Here is a 14121-nt window from a genome sequence, read left to right on the forward strand (position 1 = left end):
CTACATCACCAACTTGGACGGCGAAGTATCGCAGCACATCGAATATGTACCTTTTGGAGAGGTGTTCATAGAAGAACGCAACAATACGTGGAACACGCCTTACCTCTTCAACGCCAAGGAATTTGATGAGGAGACAGGTATGTACTACTATGGTGAAAGGTACTATGAGCCGAGGCTGGGTTTGTGGATGAGTACGGATCCAATGGAAAAAAATATGCCATATTCAAGCACTTATACTTATTGTCATAATAATCCAATTAATAGAATTGACAAGAATGGATTAGCTGATTATTTTAGCACGAGTGGAAAATTTATACGTTCAGACGGAAATGATAAAGATCCTTATATCTATATTCAAACTAAAAAAGGAAACGTCATATTATCTGACTATAACTTTGGTAATTACAAAAGTGGAGGACTTAGAAAAATGATGAGAATAGTGTACCATTATGCAAATAAAAATCGAACAACTCAACATGCCACAACAATAGGAGTAGATGCTTCAACTCCAAAAGGTACAGATTCAAATTCTTTAGCATATACTCTCAATGATAAGACTATTCGTGTGTTGGTTAAAAAAGGATTTTTTAATAAAGAATTATCACAAATATATAATATGAGTAGTACGCTATCTCACGAAAGTTTCCACACACAAATACGTGGAAAGTCTCGTGAAGAAGAAATTCAAGTTATAATGAGACAAATGCAAGCACCAGAGTTCAAGAAGACAACAGATACATTTAGGGAAGGAACGGCTGGATACCTTCAAGAAGAATTGCAAAAATTATACAAAGAAAATAATCGCATATTTAATAAGTATATAGGAAAAGCATCCGAACTTTTAAAAGCAAATGGTGTAAATAGTGTTCCTATTTATTTAAATGGTGGTAATGAAATACAATTTTAAATATAAAGTGCAGTCCACTGGCAAGAAGTTAATGGACTGCAAAATACATTATTTTTATTTTCTAGGTTTTATTGTTCTCTTATTTTGGATAATATCATGTAAACCTCATAAAAAAAATGGTGCTGAAATTATTTGCGAGGGTTCTTATTGCTTTTGGAAAACAAAGGAACATGAAGATGATAATAATTTTATTTATTATTATTTTAACAAATATGGACAATGGTTTATTTACGAGCATATCGATAAAAATAAAATACAAAAATATTATCTACGCGATCAATTATGGAGCGAGAGGTGGTCTCTATATAAAGATAGTCTATTAATTTTAGGGAGTGATAAATATAATATAAAGTACATCAGTGATACTGTAATTGTCATAAGTATTTATGACAGTATCTATAAATTATACAAAATAGATAAAAAGAGTAAAACTTTCAAAATATTGCAAAATGCTTTGAATAACGATATTGGTAATGCTCCAAATCGGGAGTCATTAAAATAATTATCTGATTATCAATATGACTTTTATAAGATTAAATGTAAAGGAAAGGATCGTTTTTCTGCCTTTTGCTATATTGGTAACCCAACACAAAGAAAAAATGACCTTACGAGAACGCTTCGGTACTTTATGCTCCAGATTGGGAGTTGAGTTTCAATGCCGCATCGCCACTCAAACAATATTCTCAAAAGAGGTAAAGTAACAGGTAAACAACGCTAATGATGTAAGAATTGCCGGAAGCGTTTTATTACCGACTACACATACAAAGCCTATCTTCCTAACATTGATAACTGACCAAAGAGGGATTGGGCAATCGCAGCACGGTACTAACGTTGGGTATAATGATTTATCAGTATTTATTCATGTCTACTCTCAAGATTTTTTGTCAGCTGTACTGCTTGCTGTTGCAGTCTGATAAGAAGTTGGGAATAAGTTTCAAGTTTACTGAGCAATCGTTGAGCAGTGGCAACAGAATGATAAGTCTTGAGGGCTTTCACGGCTTCGTTGTATAGCACGCCTATCTTATGAGTCATAGCAACGATTTCGGAGAGTTTCTCCAAGTAAGGTTCTTTTGCAGGGGCTTGGGTGATGACCTTAAAGGCTTCACCTAAAAGTCTTACTCGGACAAAATCGCTTTTCGTTTTTGCTCCCGACTTGCGGTAGAGTCTGATAAGCTTCTGCTGGTCTTCAGAATTAGGTATCCTGATGTGCCATCTGTCCCATCGTGGGCAGGTGGAACATCTGCCGTCTGGCTTCTTTTGTTTTTGCTTCTTCATTGCTTTCTAATCACGACTTTGGAGTGATTTAATCCCCCTTTCGGGGCAAGGGGCTTTGTGGTACAAACGGCAGTTTGTGGTACAAAGACACACCTTGCTGATGTAGAAAATGGGATTATAAACCCATGCCGTGTTACTGCATTCACTGAATACAGTAACTCAGCGTAGGCTTGCATTCGAGGAATGCAGTATTTCAGAGTTTCCGCCATCTTTCCACATCATCTTTGTATTGGTCGAGATGTTCTCGAAGCACCTGCTCCACATATCCTGAAACGCTTGCTCCCTGCTCACCGATTTTCCTCACCACGAAGTCCAACTTTCGTTGAGTTTCCTCTGATACATACACGGCTTTGCGGTGGCTGTTGCGAAAGGGCTTAAGATATTTCCCCTGAAACTCGGATAATTGCTTCCTGTCCCTTGTTTTTCCCATTCGTTGATGACTCTCTTCGGTAGAAGTAGCCCTTTCCGTTGGTGTCAACTCTGTTTCTTGATAGGACGGTTGCGAATAGTCCTTGTGACTCTCCTTGTCATTTTGTTCCTCAACTTTAACAGGCTCAAATCTTTTCTTTTCCTCTTCATAATCTATGGGCTGATCAAAATCGGGCAACTCTTCGGGCTTGCGGAGCTTAACGCCATAATTACCCATATCTCGAAGGGCTTGTTCCAGACGCAGTTTCCTTTGTTCATCTATTCTTGCCATAATTTCTTGGGTATTGCGTTATAATGCCTTTCAAGCATTGTCTGTATGTCGCTCTGCTTGTATAGTATCTTCCCTCCGATTTTGTAGAAAGGAAGCGTTCCTAAGTTTCTGTACTCTTGGAGCGTGCGTGTGCTGAGCCGTAATTGGCTGCAAACCTCCTCGCCTGTAAGGTAAACCTCTCCGCCTAACATCGGACGGGCTGTAGAACAATAACGCTCCAGTTTCTTCAAAGTACCCTCCATCAACTGTGCAAATATCTGCATTTGAGGGCCTTGCTGTGTAATGATTTCATTCTCTTCCATAGTTCATTCATTGTTTGAGTTCATTCATTGTTTGCATTCAGTAACTCTGCGATGTCGCTCTCCTTATAATAGCATTTATGCCCAATGATGGAGAAGGGTATTTTACCCGTGTCGCGATAGGATTGCAGGGTGCGTTTGCTGATGCCGAGCCTGCGGCATACGGCTTCATTGTCGAGCCATTCGTCCGTTTCGGGCGGATTGCCGATGAGTTGTTCGATACTGTGGATAAAGTCTGCAAATTCGGAGCGGTGTTGCTCCCACGCTTTGCGGTCGATGATAATGAGTTTCATTTCCTTGATTTTTTTTTGATTACTTTATTGTTACTCGGCAAACAAACTGTTATGCAGTCCATTGCCGTACTTATCGAGTGCAAAAGTAAACCCTCGGAAGCACCGCTGCAAGAAATGAGGAAAAGCAGGGAAATAGAGAGAAAACAAGAGAAAAGACCAAAGGAGATCCATCTGTGTTATTGCGGTAATGAGATGAGGTGCCGGCTCTTTCCTTTTATTATTTTGTTGTTTTATCGATAATTCGATAGTTCGACAAATCGATATGTAGAACTATCGATAGATAGTTTTATCGATAGATTATTTTGACGATATATAGTTTTGACAACAGATAGTCATGACAACAGATTGTACAAACAACAGATTGTACAAACAACAGATTGTACAAACAAAAAAATGTCCGTATTATCGTCAGTCCTATCTGTTGTTGGTTGTTACGCCTTGCGTCCAAAGAGCCTGAGTATGCCGTATTCTTGTCGTGCCTATACTCTCTTACGGCAGCCCTGCCCTGCAAGGTTGGGAGAGACGAATACGACCGCACGAATATTGGGAATTGCGATACAGCCATAAAAAAAAGGAAAATCCTGCGGTGGAGATTCTTCTCTCCATCCGCAGGACTTGACCTTGTCAGGGCAGACAGGCTTCCGTTGCACCTTTGCACGATAAGAAACGGCATCAGGGACTTTGCGTGTGCCTTTGCTTACAACGCCTTTGGGCTTATCCCTACGTCTGACCGATTATTGGCAGATGAGTGCTCTCGAAGAGCAACACTACCGTGCCTGTGAGTTCGGTGTAAAGACGGTCGTATTGCTCGTCAGAAGCAAATGTGTCCGTCAAACCGAACTTGTCGAATGTGGCTTGAATAGCCTTGTTCGACAACAGTATAGGTATGAGTTTCTCTGGGAGAGGTGTAGGCTGTTCCCTTTCAAACTCGTTTTCCAATACGGATACAAGCGTATCATACTTGGAAAAGTGCAAGCCCTGATACAAGACCTCGCTTGCCATGCTTTCCGCTTCGGGGTGCTTAAAACCTTGCGCCACGGCATCGCAGTAAGCTGTGAGAGCCATATCTGCCCGTGCAGTGATAAACTCCGTATCTTGCAACTTTTCGGGGTGATGCTCACTCATGTAACTTCTTAACTTCAATCGAAAGTAGGAAAGTTCCAGCTTTTTGTTTTCTTTCATTTTTATTTTTATTTAGCGTTGATGTTCAATGATGGTTGCTTTGCGGTCAAAGGACAAGTTACTTGTCCTCCGCTTGGCTTTCTTGGCGGACAGACACGCAAAGCCTTTCGCAGTTCTCTTGTGGTATTGCTGCCCATGAGTGGCTGCATTTCCCGTGCAATCTTACTCTTGCTAACCTTTGCGTAAAGTTCGGTGGTGGAAATGAAACGGTGTCCGAGCATCTTACTGACGGTTTCTATCGGCAAACCGTTCTCCAAACAGATGGTCGTGGCAAAGGTGTGCCGTGCCGTATGCGAAGTGGCTTCGGTATGAGATGGGAGTCCAGCCTTGATGATAATGTCCCTTATCTTGCGGTTGAAATGGCTATTCGTGGGGAACTCACGAAAGAGCAAACCCTCCTTTCGTCCGTCGCTGACAATGGTGAGTATCTCTTCGGCAATGGGCAATAAAGGAACAATGCTCCTGTTCTGTGTCTTTGTGCGACAGAGCGATATGTACCTACGCCCATCCCCGAATGTATAAACATCGCCCATTCGGAGTTTCTTCAAGTCTGAGAATGCCAGCCCCGTGAAACAGCCCAAGAGGAAGATGAGCCTGCAATGGTTGTCCACCGAGCGGTGTGGGCGATATGAGAGAAGTTTGTGTAAATCGTCAGAAGTGAGGGCATTGCGCTCGTAGGTGGGCGTTTCAATGTCTATCAGTTCAAAAGGGTCTGCATGGATATATCGCTCTTGCAATGCTTTTCGGATGACTTGATGCAGGTGGCGCAGACGGTTGGAAACAGTGCTTTCCTTGTTTCCCAAGTCCCGTAGCATAAACAGGCGGTAGCTTTCTATGAGGTCCTTGTCTGCCTCTTTGGGAAGACAGTCCTCATTTTCCCTTGTTTTTAGAAAAAGTGCAAAATTCTTCCTACTGTCCCTGAAAGCCCTAACGGTAGCCTTTCCTATCGTCTTGCCCTGCAATGCCTCCTTGCTTTCACAGACGGATTGGTAAATCTCTATGAGTGTCGGGGTGGGCTTGTTTTGGTGCTGGAACTGCTCTTTGAGATATTCTGCCGTAATGTAGTTCTCTTCTCTTAACGTGAGTTCATAGAGTGCGTGAAGTCGGTCTTCTATTGAGTTCAGTTGCAGATTGACGGCATGCGCTCTGTTTGCCACCACTTTTATGCGCCCTTTCTTTGCTTGCCAATCATCTGGGGAGGTGTACAAACCTGTTGAGAATGAAGAAGACGCACCATTGCAGGTGATACGGCAGCGGATAATGCATTCATTCCTTTCGCTTGTCTTGCTTCTGTCTATATAGAATAGAATTGAAAATGTACTTTTCATTGTTCTTGGACTTTTAGTTGATTAAACGATATTGTGCGATGAGAGGGAGAATCTTCTCCACATCCCGAAAGACACGCTCCGGAGAAGTCTCTGCATACACCTGTGTGGTCTTTATTTGGCTGTGTCCGAGCATTTTCGATACGCTTTCGATGGACACGCCTTCTGAAAGCGTCATCTGCGATGCGAAGGTATGCCTTGCCATGTGATAGGTCAGCGTTTTCTGAATACCGCAAAGCCGTGCTATCTTTTTGAGGTGTATGTTCAACGTGTCACAGCCTGGTATGGGCAGCAGATACCCTTTTGGGGGTTCGTGGCGGAACGCCCTCGTATGAATGCCCCTGTACCGCTCAATGATGGCGGATGCTTCGGGTAATAATGGAATGTGGCATACATTGCCCGTCTTCACTCTCGGCTTGCGTATCCAATCCATATCAGACTCGTGGATGATATGCTCTGCCGTGAGGTGGTACACATCCGTGTAGGAAAGCCCTGTATAGCACGAAAAGAGAAACATATCCCTCGACACCTGCTCGTAGTCTTGCAGTTCGTTATCGGTTAATGCCGCAATCTTGTTTACTTCCTCCCTTGTAATGTATCGGGGTGTTCCAACGTCCCAGCGGATGGAATGACCGATAAAAGGATAGGGGTCTATGATGTGCCGTTTGTGCAGGTCTTTGAGCAGGGATGCCAGCATAGTAAGATAACCAGCCGAAGTGTTGAGTTTAAAACCCTTTTCTTTGGCAAAATACTCCTCCAAGTCCTTGATAAGGGCTGTATCGGCTTTTTGCACGGGAATATCGTCCACATGGTAGCGGCATCTCAGAAATTCAGACAGATGCTTGCGGAAGAGCAGCAGACATTTCAGTCTTCTTTCGCTGCGATCTATGCCAACTCGCTCACGGAAACGGTCAATATACTCGTCCGCATGATGAAGCAGCCCCTGCGACTCGCTGTTTAACCCGAATATAAGTTCCCTTATCTTCCCTGCCGTGACAGTGTTATTCAACTTGCCCGAAAGCGATTCATAAACTTGATGGACACTTACTTGCAGTCGGTCAAGTTCCCTGTTCACTGATACGGCTTCGGAACTTTTTCCTACAAGTCGCTGTTTACGACTATCCCAAATTTTTGGCGTACAGGCACATTTGCAACTGAACTGAACCATTGAGCGACCGATACTGATGCGTCCCATGATGGGACTTTTTCCGTTTTTGTCCTGCGTACCTCTTTTGAGGTAGAAGAGCAGCTTGATTTTTTCTTTTTCCATTGTTTTTTTTTACTTACAAAATTATACTTCCCAGAGGAACTTTGAGCGATGCAAAACATTGATAATGAAAGAGAAAACACTGTTTTAGTTACCACTTTTAGCTATTCTTTTCCTTTCATCGTTTCTCGAACGATTTGGTAACTGAACTCTTGCTTTTTCACTCCTTTTTTCGCCTATTTACCTTGATGCAACCCAATGAGAAAGCAGGCAATATATCTTGTGTCTCAATCAGATACACATTTTTCTCCTTTTCTTGTTTCCAACTCCTATACTTCCGCATAGAACGCAGCCAGCTCAGGCACCTTGATGAAGGTGCGGTAACGTTCTTTTTGGATAATCTCATTGGTGATGGAGAACTCGTAGTCAGTTGATTTCTTGGCAAAGACGGCTGCCCAAGCATCAAAACTGTTGATACCCTGCTTCTCTAAAGCCTGCGGACGCAGATACTTGAACAGAAGATACAGTTCCGTCAGACTATTGGAGATGGTCGTTCCAGAAAGAAAAGTCGCTCCCAAGTCCTTGCCAGACCTCTCCTGTATGGTACGAATGGCAAAGAGCATGTTTAAGGCACGCTGTGAGCCATCAGGATTGCCCAAGCCTGACACACGGTCATGGCGGGTGTTGAACATCAGGTTTTTGAATTGGTGCGATTCATCTACAAAGAGGTGATCGATACCCATCATCTTGAAGTCCACGGCATCGTCTTTTCTTTCGGCGATGCTGTCCTGTATGTTCTGTAACTTGGCTTCAAGTGTCTGCTTGCGCTTCTCTAAGCCTTTGAGCATACCACGGGAGATGTCTCTTCCTTGTTGCCGCAACACTTCGAGATTCTCTTCCACGGAGTCCAGTTCCTTTTGCATAATCGCTTCCTGTATCTCCAAGGCCTGCGGTATCATGCCGAACTGTTCATGCGTGAGTATGATACAGTCCCAGTCGTTGTTCTTGATGTCGTTGAAGATACGTTGGCGGTTCTGCTTATTAAAATCGTTCTTACCTGGATAGAGTACCTTAGCATTGGGATAAGCTTTCCTAAAAGTGTCGGCAATATCGAAGACGTTTGCCTTCAGCCCGACAATCATCGGCTTGTTTGCCAGTCCCAATCGCTTCATCTCATAGGCAGCCGTACACATGATAAGCGTCTTGCCCGCTCCCACCTCATGGTCGCAGATTCCGCCACCGTTGGTCTTGAGCATCCATACGGCATCTTTCTGACTCTTGTAGAGGTCAGCAATACCCAATCGTTTAAGGTCAAGGTCTGGAAACGTCTGGTGCGTACCATCAAAGTTTGGTCGTACAAAACAATTGAAAAGGCGGTTGTAACGGTCGGATAACTGCTGCTTGAAGGTGTCTGGCGTGCGTCCGAGCCAATCGACAAAGCCCTGTCTGATTTCCTCAATCTTGGCATTCGCCATCTGAATGGCATGTCCATCGCGCACTTTTATTGTTTTTATTTCTCCCGTAATCTTATCCGCCACCTCCTTGCTCTTGTTGATGTCGGGGATGGTATTGTGCAGGGCGTGCTTCAGGAGGTTGATGCCGTCATAGCGACGGAACTCTCCCTGTACGGCATACTTATGCCAGATATTGGCATTCTTACGGTCGCAGACAATGCTGTACTCATCCATGTTGGAATGGTAGGATACGCCTATCTCCGCCCCAAAGAACTCCGAAGCAAACCTGCCATAGACTTTGGCAGGTATCCAACGTTCACCGAGGTTGAAGTCAAGGTCGGCAAAGGGAATGGGTGTCGGCGTGGCTGCACGCAGGGCAGCAAGGCTCTGTTTGGCTTCCTCATGGTCGGGATGGTCCAAGAGCCATGACTCGATACGCTCCGCCTTTTCTATTACATTGCCCGAAATGAATTTGTCCGCCACCTCGTATGCGTTTTCTTCGGGATTGAAATAGATGCGACCTTCCAAGGAAGAAATGATGTCGCTTTCCTCCATATCAGGTAAAAGCGAACTCATGTAGTCAAGTTCCACCGTACCATACTTGTTAAGCGATGCACCCAGTGCCTCCATTGGGTCTGTAGCAATGGTCAGTTCCGTGGTAGAAAAAGCCGTAGGATGGTCAAAGATGTCCGCCTTGATGTACCTGCCGTTTTCAGAGCGTTCCAAGAAGAGCATTTCCACGCCTGTGGCATCCATCTTGATGATGTCGGTGTTCGCTTTCTGATTGAAGTAGCCCCAGCGTGCAACATAGTCATCATACAGATGGTTGAGCCTGTTTCGGTCTTCCCTGTCTTCTGCATGGTTCTCTGCCTCGTAGTCATAGAGACGGTGATAGCACTCCCGTATCTTGACATAGGCTTTGAGACGGGAAAGCTGCGCATACGGCAAGTCCATCGGGTTAAAGGTTGGATGTCGCTTTAAGTCGGAAAGAAAGCCTATCTGTCCCTTCTGCACGACAATGGTGCCGTCTCTTAGGTGTGAGTCCGGCGAAGAGAGAAAAGGGCGTGGGGAAGCGTCAAACTCCTTTCTGACTTCCGCTATCGGTTTTGGCTTGCGCTCCTCGTCTTCGTTCATGAAGTCGAAAAGGGATGGCTCACGTGAAGAGGAAGAAGCTGCTTTCCTGCTACTACGGGTACGCCGTTGAGGAGAGGTTACTGACTTTTGTATCTTGGACTCCGATGGTTTCTGGGGAGCAGTTTGTGTTATAGGACGGTGCGCCTGTGAAGTTCCTGAATTATCCTTGATTTCATTGTTCACACGGCTTACCTCTCTTGTCCAAAGGCTGTATTCCTCTGGGGCAAACAGTGACAGTTGCTCCGGTTGTCCGATGTCTTCCATGTTGTTGCCCACCACTGGATGATGATCGTCGTCAAAGAACACCGTCTGTCCGTTCATCTCTCTTGGGGCTTCAATATCCGTACGGATTTCCGACCTTTCCTGTTCGTATTGTCGGTGAAGTGTCAAGGCGGGTACACCTTCGGGTGCAGGTTCAACGTTTATGGATGGTTGCTTTGACACAGATTGCTGTGGTACAGACTCCGATGATGGTGGTTGCAATGGAGTAGTCTCTCCATTGGAAACGGTATTTTCTGTTGCCTGTGCCTTGGTAATGGTAAAATCGTCCGGTTCTATGACTTGCCCGACATTAATTTCTGTTTCAGTTTCCAACTCTTCCTTGGATATCTTGATTCCAGAAGTACCGTTCACAGTCTTCTTAACCGTGTCTTCTGTATTTGTTACCGCTTCTTCCTTAATTTCCTCTGCCACCACTTCTTCTTTGGTATATTGTTCCCTGACGATTTCTTCCAACTCGGCTATCTCGTGCAATTTCTTAGGAGAGAAATACAGGTCGCGTTCAATCCCCAGTCCTCTTACCTTCACGCCTTCCATCTCATCAAGGGACATATTGCCAAGCTCCCAGCCGTAACCCATCGTGACAGCACCGAAACCAATGCGGCTCTTAGGGTCATATTCCAGAAGGTAGGCTGTGTATGCTCCCATCGGAAAGAAATAGCGTGCATAGGCTATCTTATCGCCAATGAGTTCCTTTTCCGTACTGTAAAGTTTAGGTAGTTGCTTCCTGATACTGTCGGGCATCAAATTATAGGCATTCTCCGCCTCCTTGTCCGTTTTTGGGTCCTCTTTGGGCAAATCAACCGTTATCCCTAACTTATGCAGTTGCTTCTCGGCTTCTTTCTGCCGTTCCTCCTCCGTCATAGGTATGCCTGTTTCATAGAGTTTGCGGTCAAAGCGTTGCTCAACTTCCAAGGAGAGCTGTGTCCTGATACTCTCCGCCATATCACCAATGCTGCCATCGAACCGATACTCCCATGCAGGCTTGCCGTAGGGGTCTGTACCCATCGTGCGCTCCGTGGCGATGATACGGTGGGCAATGTCTTTCCAATCTCCTGCAAAAAGTGAGTTGTGCTTGAAGACGACAGAAGAGCCTTCTTCTTTGGGAACGGAAAGAGTTTCTACAAACTGCTGTTCAATCCCCTCGCTGATTTCTTTACCTGTCTGCTTCTGCAAGACGATGAGGTCACTGCCTACATCCGTTCCTGCATTGTCTGAAAACATACCCGATGGCAGTCGGAGAGCGGAGATAAGGCGGCTGTTCTGCATGAGGTAACGGCGTATGGCTTCATTGCGGGGACTGTCCAAAACACCCTGTGAAGTGATGAATGCCAGTAAGCCACCTTCCTTGATGCAGTCCAGACCTTTCACGAAGAAGTAATTGTGGATGGCACGTGTGGACTCGCGCTTTAGTGTATCCTTACCTCTAGTGTACTCTCGGTCATAGACCATGAAATCACCGAAAGGAATGTTACTTGTAATAAGGTCGTACTTATCCTTGTCTTCTATCTCTCCAATGGCTTCAAAAGGCTCGTTTCTAACGAACACGTTGCCTTTACCATGAGGGTGCAGGGCTTGTGAGATGCGGGCAGTAAGCAGGTCTTTTTCCATTGCATCTACAACTCCCGCTTGCCTTGCAAAGGTCTCAGCAAATACTCCCATGCCAGCCGAAGGATCCAAACATCGGCGTATGGGTACATTTACAGAAGTGAGAGCATCGGCAATGGCGGTAACGATACGGGTATCAGTATAGAAGGAGGTCAGTACGCTTGCCTTGATGCTCTCCCAATACCGCTTGGCGGTGTTGGCATCTACGGCTTCTCGATAAATCATCTGCTTGAGCTGTTGGGTTGGTTCAAAGAGATTCTGCTCCGACTTGCTCCAATAGCGTATGTCATCGGGATTGTCTGTGCGGTTGAGCACACATTTCAAGCCACCGAAGCCCTGATAGTTCCGCAAGATAATTTTCTCAGTTTCGGTAGCTTCACGACGTTCTTTCTCTAGGCGCAAGACTACACGGATGGCTTCCGTGTTGGCTTGCAGGACTTCTTTCTTATTATATGCCATAAGGTATAACTTTTTCTATTATGGGAATAACTACTCTGATACCAAAGCTTGACCGTAATGTCAGACTTTAGTATCAGAAATGAAGTAATATGCTATTTCCGTTTCTTGTTCTGCTCAAATTCAAAGGTAGTGGTATAATCATCCTTCAAAACCAGTCGGGCGTTGAATTTCTTTCCTGCCTTGCTGGTCAGTCCTTTAAGGATAGGCGTACGTCCGGAGCTTATCAAGTCACGGATGTTATCTTCAGAGAGATGTATGCCGCAGACTTCACGAAACACGTGGAAACCACAGGTTTCATGTCTGCACTTGGCTACCTTGGCATAGATGCCGACACTCTGTTGTCCGCACTTTGGGCAGCGGTAGACTGGATAGGACTTCTGCTCTGAAGAAAGCGAGAGGAGTTCCTCGCAAATAGTCTCCACGTATGAATTAATGCCCTGTGCGAACCTTTCAGATGGCATCTTTCCAGCTTCAATAGCGGCAAGGGCAAGTTCCCAACTGCCTGTCATCTCCGCATTGGCGATTCTCTTGTCCTTGACAATCTCATAGACTGCCAGGCCTATCTCTGTAGGTATGATGGATTTCTTGTCCCTGCAGATATAGTCACGGAGGATAAGTGTCTCAATGATGTTGGCACGGGTGGCAGGTGTTCCGATACCACACTCAGCCATTGCCTTGCGCTTATCGTCTTCCTTCACTTCCTTGCCAGCATTCTCCATAGCAGAAAGCAGTGTCGCTTCTGTGTAGAGAGGTTTAGGTTTGGTCTTATGCTCGGTTATTTCAGCAGAAACAAGTGGCAAAACCTCTCCCTCCATTAGGCTAGGCAATGAAGACAAAATCTGTTCTTTACCATCTTCTTCCTTCTCAGTTTCCACTTCTTTACTTTTCTGTACGGCTTTCCAACCCAAGGAAATCTGCCTACACGCCTTCCAAGTAAAGGTGTTGGTGCCGTCAGTAAACCGCACCTGCATACGCTCTTCCCCTGAATCGGGGGAAAAGGCTTCTATGAAGCGATTAACTACCATTTGATAGATGGTTCTTTCATCTGCCGACATTCCTAAGGGTGTTTCACCTGTCGGAATAATGGCGTGGTGGTCGGTAACTTTGGCATTGTCCACCGAGTGGCGGTTAAGTGGATTTGAAAGTGTTTTGCCTATCTTGCGCAGCAGGGCGGGGACTTCCTCGAAGACATCCTCGCTGATGTATCGACTGCCAGTACGGGGATAGGTCGTGATTTTTTTCTCATAGAGACTTTGGGCTATCGAGAGGGTTTTGTCCGCTGAAAAGCCGTGACGTCTGTTGGCATCTTTCTGCAAGGCAGTAAGGTCGTACAAGAGTGGTGGCGCGGTATGCCCCACCTGTCTTGTGACCGACTCTACTTTAAGCCGGCTCTGACTGCGAAGCAGGGCGAGGGCAGTCTGTGCCGATGCTTCATTTTCATAGTCTTTACAGCCAACGGCTTTTATCGACAAGCCCTCTTTTTCTGTAAGAACGGATAATTTCCATTAGGGTATGGAAGAAAAATCACGGTTCTCTATGTACCGACGGCAGACCATAGACAATGTCGGGGTCTGTACCCGTCCCAAGGAATAGCCTCCCCTGCGGGCGATAGACAATGCACGGCTTGCATTGATACCCACCAGCCAGTCGGCTTCGCTTCTTGCTTTGGCGGAATAATAGAGATTGTCGTAACTACTTCCCGGTTTGAGGTTGGAAAGTCCCTCACGGATGGCTTTATCGGTGAGGGAGGAAATCCACAAGCGGTCGAAAGGCTTATGGCAATTGAGATAGGAATAGATGTATCTGAAGATGAGTTCACCTTCACGTCCTGCATCGGTAGCAACGATGATGCGGTCTGCTTTGTCAAAGCTGGAGCGTATCACCTTGAGCTGTTTTAGTGCTGCTGGGTCTGATACAAATTCCTTGTTCCTGCGCACTTGGCGGACAATAAGTTGGAAAGGATTGGGACGGATGGGCAGGTCTTCGGCTTTGTAGGCAG

11 protein-coding genes and 1 pseudogene are annotated in these 14121 nt (G+C 45.4%); 3 read left to right on the forward strand and 9 right to left on the reverse strand.

Annotation, left to right across the window (positions count from 1 at the left end):
• Both HMPREF9018_RS01080 and HMPREF9018_RS01085 read left to right on the forward strand, forming a co-directional pair.
• Positions 1–907: RHS repeat-associated core domain-containing protein (locus tag HMPREF9018_RS01080; RefSeq protein ID WP_039863897.1), on the forward strand; the 907-nt coding region annotated here is incomplete at its 5' end.
• Positions 908–938: 31 nt separating this feature from the next.
• Complete coding sequence (locus HMPREF9018_RS01085) at positions 939–1409, forward strand: hypothetical protein (protein WP_232724622.1); 471 nt, start codon at positions 939–941, stop codon at positions 1407–1409.
• 353 nt (positions 1410–1762) lie between these two features.
• Here the strand turns inward: HMPREF9018_RS01085 and HMPREF9018_RS01090 are convergent, their stop codons facing one another.
• The 4 genes from HMPREF9018_RS01090 to HMPREF9018_RS10560 all read right to left on the reverse strand — a co-directional run bounded on the left by HMPREF9018_RS01090 (position 1763) and on the right by HMPREF9018_RS10560 (position 3465).
• A complete protein-coding gene (locus HMPREF9018_RS01090) occupies positions 1763–2182 on the reverse strand; it encodes a plasmid mobilization protein (protein ID WP_008446882.1) in 420 nt (139 codons plus the stop codon).
• Between the two features lie 193 nt (positions 2183–2375).
• Positions 2376–2882: a DUF3408 domain-containing protein gene (locus HMPREF9018_RS01095; RefSeq protein WP_008446885.1), complete on the reverse strand. Its 507-nt coding sequence runs from the start codon at positions 2880–2882 to the stop codon at positions 2376–2378.
• Positions 2870–3184, reverse strand: coding sequence for a helix-turn-helix domain-containing protein (locus HMPREF9018_RS01100; RefSeq protein WP_008446877.1), 315 nt, complete (start codon positions 3182–3184; stop codon positions 2870–2872). The genes HMPREF9018_RS01095 and HMPREF9018_RS01100 overlap by 13 nt, the downstream gene beginning before the upstream one ends.
• Before the next feature lie 20 nt (positions 3185–3204).
• Positions 3205–3465, reverse strand: coding sequence for a helix-turn-helix domain-containing protein (locus tag HMPREF9018_RS10560; RefSeq protein ID WP_232724623.1), 261 nt, complete (start codon positions 3463–3465; stop codon positions 3205–3207).
• Here HMPREF9018_RS10560 and HMPREF9018_RS11190 point away from each other — a divergent pair.
• A complete protein-coding gene (locus HMPREF9018_RS11190; RefSeq protein WP_232724624.1) occupies positions 3352–3714 on the forward strand; it encodes a hypothetical protein in 363 nt (120 codons plus the stop codon). The genes HMPREF9018_RS10560 and HMPREF9018_RS11190 overlap by 114 nt on opposite strands.
• A 480-nt stretch (positions 3715–4194) precedes the next feature.
• Here the strand turns inward: HMPREF9018_RS11190 and HMPREF9018_RS01110 are convergent, their stop codons facing one another.
• From HMPREF9018_RS01110 to HMPREF9018_RS01130, 5 genes and pseudogenes are all read right to left on the reverse strand, one after another.
• Positions 4195–4656 (reverse strand): DUF1896 domain-containing protein, encoded by a 462-nt coding sequence (locus HMPREF9018_RS01110; protein WP_039863900.1) that lies wholly within the window; start codon positions 4654–4656, stop codon positions 4195–4197.
• 8 nt (positions 4657–4664) lie between these two features.
• Positions 4665–5984: a site-specific integrase gene (locus HMPREF9018_RS01115; RefSeq protein WP_008446874.1), complete on the reverse strand. Its 1320-nt coding sequence runs from the start codon at positions 5982–5984 to the stop codon at positions 4665–4667.
• 13 nt (positions 5985–5997) lie between these two features.
• Entirely contained in the window at positions 5998–7251 is a 1254-nt protein-coding gene (locus HMPREF9018_RS01120) for a site-specific integrase (RefSeq protein ID WP_008446888.1), read from the reverse strand.
• 266 nt (positions 7252–7517) lie between these two features.
• Positions 7518–12122: a DUF2958 domain-containing protein gene (locus HMPREF9018_RS01125; protein ID WP_008446878.1), complete on the reverse strand. Its 4605-nt coding sequence runs from the start codon at positions 12120–12122 to the stop codon at positions 7518–7520.
• A gap of 92 nt (positions 12123–12214) precedes the next feature.
• Positions 12215–14121 (reverse strand): annotated as a pseudogene (locus HMPREF9018_RS01130) (DNA topoisomerase); the annotation flags it as partial.

It is taken from the genome of Prevotella amnii CRIS 21A-A, assembly GCF_000177355.1.
GTDB classification, from domain to species: domain Bacteria; phylum Bacteroidota; class Bacteroidia; order Bacteroidales; family Bacteroidaceae; genus Prevotella; species Prevotella amnii.

Bases quoted from the DNA above. Each gene is read 5' to 3' on its own strand.
- HMPREF9018_RS01085 (WP_232724622.1), top strand. From the start codon at position 939: ATGGACTGCAAAATACATTATTTTTATTTTCTAGGTTTTATTGTTCTC.
- HMPREF9018_RS01090 (WP_008446882.1), bottom strand. From the start codon at position 2,182: ATGAAGAAGCAAAAACAAAAGAAGCCAGACGGCAGATGTTCCACCTGC.
- HMPREF9018_RS01095 (WP_008446885.1), bottom strand. From the start codon at position 2,882: ATGGCAAGAATAGATGAACAAAGGAAACTGCGTCTGGAACAAGCCCTT.
- HMPREF9018_RS01100 (WP_008446877.1), bottom strand. From the start codon at position 3,184: ATGGAAGAGAATGAAATCATTACACAGCAAGGCCCTCAAATGCAGATA.
- HMPREF9018_RS01110 (WP_039863900.1), bottom strand. From the start codon at position 4,656: ATGAAAGAAAACAAAAAGCTGGAACTTTCCTACTTTCGATTGAAGTTA.
- HMPREF9018_RS01115 (WP_008446874.1), bottom strand. From the start codon at position 5,984: ATGAAAAGTACATTTTCAATTCTATTCTATATAGACAGAAGCAAGACA.
- HMPREF9018_RS01120 (WP_008446888.1), bottom strand. From the start codon at position 7,251: ATGGAAAAAGAAAAAATCAAGCTGCTCTTCTACCTCAAAAGAGGTACG.
- HMPREF9018_RS01125 (WP_008446878.1), bottom strand. From the start codon at position 12,122: ATGGCATATAATAAGAAAGAAGTCCTGCAAGCCAACACGGAAGCCATC.